The sequence below is a fragment of the Desulfobulbaceae bacterium genome, from assembly GCA_015231515.1.
Lineage (GTDB): Bacteria > Desulfobacterota > Desulfobulbia > Desulfobulbales > VMSU01 > JADGBM01.
Genome location: JADGBM010000125.1, coordinates 3846 through 8007 on the forward strand (window position 1 = coordinate 3846; position 4162 = coordinate 8007).

The following is a 4162-nucleotide window of genomic DNA, read 5'->3' on the forward strand; positions in this document are numbered from 1 at the left end:
GACAACAGGATAATAGGGTATATTAAGCACATTGGCTAGCCTTTCGGCGAAATCAGGTACCAGTGTAGGACGATTGAGAGAGGGAATAGCGGTCACCCAGTCGATGTTTGGCTTCCATTTTTTTATCATCTCCACGCAGGCATCTATTAATGAATCACTTAAGTGCTGGTCAACATACTTTCCTTCGGCTACAAGTTGCCCCCAGCCCGCATCTCGCCATAAGCTAAGAGCTTTACCCTCTTCAAATCGTAATTCCTCTGAAATACTCTTCTTTTCTCCAAATGAGTAAATTTCAAACAGGTTAGAAATAGGCCACTGTTTTCTGGGCTCAATGGTATAGTGGCTTCTTTTCAAAAAGATTGTGGCGTGATTGACAATCTGTTCTTCTATTTTCTCAGACAATGCATTATTAGGATTACAGTTATAGCATTTCCCACAGTTATTGGACAGATGATTATCCAGTGCTCGCGCCAAATAGAGCATCAAACAATCATTGTGTTGCATATATTCTTGCATCTCTCTTTGTTCGTTTTTGCGGAGTGCGGTGATTGCCTCAATGTTGGCCTGGTCTATGCGGTAGGTGTGAGCGGTTGCGGTAGCGACCCATTTTGTACCATTTTTGGTAATGGGTGATGGTGATTCAACCTGTAAATACTTAATGGTACTATTGATTTTGGATTGACTCAAATTAAGTTTTTTTTGCATCTCATATACAGATAGACCATGGTCTGATTCCAACAGCACCCCTAGTATGGCGGAGATGTTAGACTGAGGAGGAAAGGCATTCTGAATAAAATAGTTAGCTATCTGGTCATCCTCTTCACCGCATAATAAAATACCATAGGCATTCTTTACTGCTCTTCCCGCTCGTCCAACCTGCTGATAGTAATGAACAACCGAAGATGGCCTTTGATAATGAATCACAAAGCCAAGATCAGGCTTGTCAAAACCCATTCCCAGTGCAACCGTCGCCACAAGGACTTTTATTTCGTTATTTAAAAGTTTCTGTTCCAAAGCTTCCCTCTTAGGAACATCATGCTCCTCGTTTTCGATACCGGCATGGTAAGCCTCGGCTGAAATATTATTGATTTGCAACCACTCTGTAACCCTTTCGCAGTCCCTTTGGGTGAGAGTATACACTATTCCGCTGGAGGGTAGCTGGGGGATATTTTGCGCCAACCAAGCCATCCTTCCGGAAGGACTGGGGATGTTGATATTTTGCAGGGTAAGGCTTTCTCGCATCAATGAACCGCGGACAATCTCGACATTGTTCCCAACTGATGCTGAACATCTTGAACGACTCTATTATTAGCAGTTGCAGTGGTGGCAATCACTGGCACATTTTCAGGCAGGGCTCCCAGCACACGAACAATTCTGCGATAATCCGGTCTAAAATCATGCCCCCAGTCCGAAATACAATGTGCTTCGTCAACAATTAGCATTCCTATTTTTCCGGCTATGGGTGATAAAACCTTGGTACGAAAATCATCATTGGCTAGCCTTTCAGGAGAAATCAACAATACATCTATCTTATTGCTCAGCAAACGGTAAACAATATCACCCCAATTTTCTTTGTTAGTGCTATTGATGGTTTCTGCATGTATGCCGATTCTCGAGGCCGCTTCAAGCTGATTGCGCATAAGGGAAAGCAGGGGGGATATAAGCAAACTAGTGCCATAGCCCTGGTCACGCAGCAGCCGTGCTCCAAGAAAGTAGACCATGCTTTTTCCCCAACCCGTCCTTTGCACCACAAGAGTTCGCTTTCTGTTTAACAAACACTCTATGCTCTCCCACTGCCCCTCACGAAAAAGGGCACTGGGGTTATCAAGCGCTTTTCGCAGGTAATTAAGAGCCTGGAGCTTTAGGTCTGTCATGGATTTTGACCTTGGCTCTCTTTCCAGCGTTTGGCCTTGTCAGTGAGTCGGTATTTTTGAGTAGGGCTGTTGGGTGAGTCGGGTTGGGTTCGCTCCAGCCAGCCTTTATCCAGAGCGGGGGTTAAATAATCAAGCCTGAAATTGGGTCTGTGCTTTAATTCAAGCAATTTCATTAGCTGCGTAGAGGATTTGACTTGGTAGTCCAGGGCTAAAATCAATTTTCTTACTTGATCGGTTACTTGATCGGTTACTTGATCGGTCGAATCAGTGATATCTTTAGTATCTTCCGACAAGACTAACAGGTACTTACCATACCTAGGTATAAAGAAAGTTGGAAGTTGAAGCAGGCTTGTCATGATTTAACGAGGCAGAACTGGCCCGTCTTTTAGTTTAGTGAGTAATTCGGCACGGACCTCGCTCAACCAATCATCAACTTCACTTTCTGTTTTGAGGGTTCGAGAACCTAAGCGAACCTCCTGAGCTTTTGGTTCCAGTAATTTTGCCGCATCCAGTATCACCTGTTCAAAGCGACCGTCGATGGCGGCAACGCGATCACGAAGAGCGGAAAGAGATATGCCATTCAGGGTTTTAAGAACATTTTCAGAATTTTCGAGCTCAAGAACCGGTGCCGCAGCTTCAATTAACTGATGAGGTTTACGCAGAGCGTAGCGCTGTTCAACCTCAAGTTTTACCCAGTTCTCGTCAGCTTCCAACCTTGCTTCTCCAGCTTCGGTTTTTTGATCATAACTACTTTTTAACTTTCCCAGTTCCTGGCGCAGAATTTGCGTGAGACTGATTAAAATAGGTCTGATAACATCAGGCTCTTCCAGCAACAGGCGATTTTTGCAAAGTTGTTCTATTTGAGAAAGTAGCACTTGAGCATCTTTTATCCCTTCAGCGTGATGAGCCAATTGACTGAGAGTCAGCCAATCAGGCCATTTCTTTGCTATTACTTCTGCGTGTTTCTTCCACTCAGAGATATTATCAGCAATTTCTTCTTTTGAGTTGTAAAGAGCTAGCAACCGCTCATTGCCTGCCAGTCGCCTTATATCATCCAGTCGAGAGGTGTTTGGCTTTTCCGGCTTGGGCGCTTCACCTCCTGCTTGTTCTGCCAGTTCAAACATTTTCTGTAGAAAATTAGTGGATTCAGCAAGCTCTTCGCCTGACTTTACAGAAGATAGACCGACCTTTTGGTAGAGTTTACGAATCTGAATGCGTTGGGCTGTAGTTACCGTGGTAGCTTCCATCTTGAAAATAAATTTTCCAATACTTTTCCGCTCTATTTCTTTGGGATCTACTACTTGACCTCTTTCATCCTGCGAGCGTACAAGTCCTGCAATTAGCAGAACTTGAAGTGCTCCATCAACGGCATCGCGAGACCAACCATAATTATTCGCTTCAAAGTGAGAACGGATATCACAGCCTTTCTTACCACCAGCTATAAAAGATAAAATTTCCTTACACACTTGATTTTTGTCAGGTTCACCTTCATCACCTACAGCTTTGAGTGCATCGGGTGCTCCTTTTTGAGCTTTTTCATATACTTTTGACCAACCGATGTGATCAGCCATTTGAAATTTTGGATATAGTCTCTGCAGTGCATTCTCCGCAGACTCATGTATCATTTGCTGTAAATCTTTGCCTATAATCTCATTGCCGCCTCCTTGGTAAACTCTGGCCCCCGAGAAAGCATCGGACAACAACTCCCCCAATTTACTTTCAGAAGTCTGAAAGGTAGTTTCCATTGCAGCACGAGCCTCAGAACCTTCTGGTGTATTGGGTGCACCTCGTTTATCAAGGGTGGCACGGGCAGCCTTGCTATCTATAAGATGGTGGCGCAGGTCATCAGCTGAGCGTTTGGGTATAAAAACAAATATGGTAGAGGAAGAATTTCCCGCCTGACGCGCATCTGCACGAACAGAATTTTCGTCACTACTCCAGCCGTCGCGCACCCAGACACATATCCGACTGGCAGAATCTGAAGGCAATTGAGAATCGAAAACAGGCGATACTTCTCTGGTTACCTTGGACTTCCCCTGAAGAAGAGTGATTTTACCCATAACTGAGGAAAAGCGTTTGCGAATACGGTCATCACGCTCAGCTTCTATACGGTGAGATTCGTTAGCTAGAGCAGAACGCTGACTCTGAAATTCATCCATCCAAGCAGTGCTTTCTTCGGTCTGAATTCGGTATTCTTCCCCAACTTTCATCAGAAGTTCGCACTTGTCCAGCAATTTGGGCAACTGTCCGCGTAAGGCAGCCGAACCTTCAGAGAGATTCTCAACCAG

The 4162-nt window shown here is 44.6% G+C and carries 2 protein-coding genes and 1 pseudogene (1 of these 3 running past the window's edge); all 3 read right to left on the reverse strand.

Features of this window, described 5'->3' with window-relative positions:
• A pseudogene (locus HQK80_14120) lies at positions 1-1874 on the reverse strand (RecQ family ATP-dependent DNA helicase); it reaches 236 nt to the left of the window's first position.
• Positions 1871-2230, reverse strand: coding sequence for a hypothetical protein (locus tag HQK80_14125; GenBank protein MBF0223335.1), 360 nt, complete (start codon positions 2228-2230; stop codon positions 1871-1873). The pseudogene HQK80_14120 and the gene HQK80_14125 overlap by 4 nt, the downstream one beginning before the upstream one ends.
• Positions 2231-2233: 3 nt before the next feature.
• A partial coding sequence (locus HQK80_14130) for a BREX system P-loop protein BrxC (GenBank protein MBF0223336.1) occupies positions 2234-4162 on the reverse strand: 1929 nt, incomplete at its 5' end.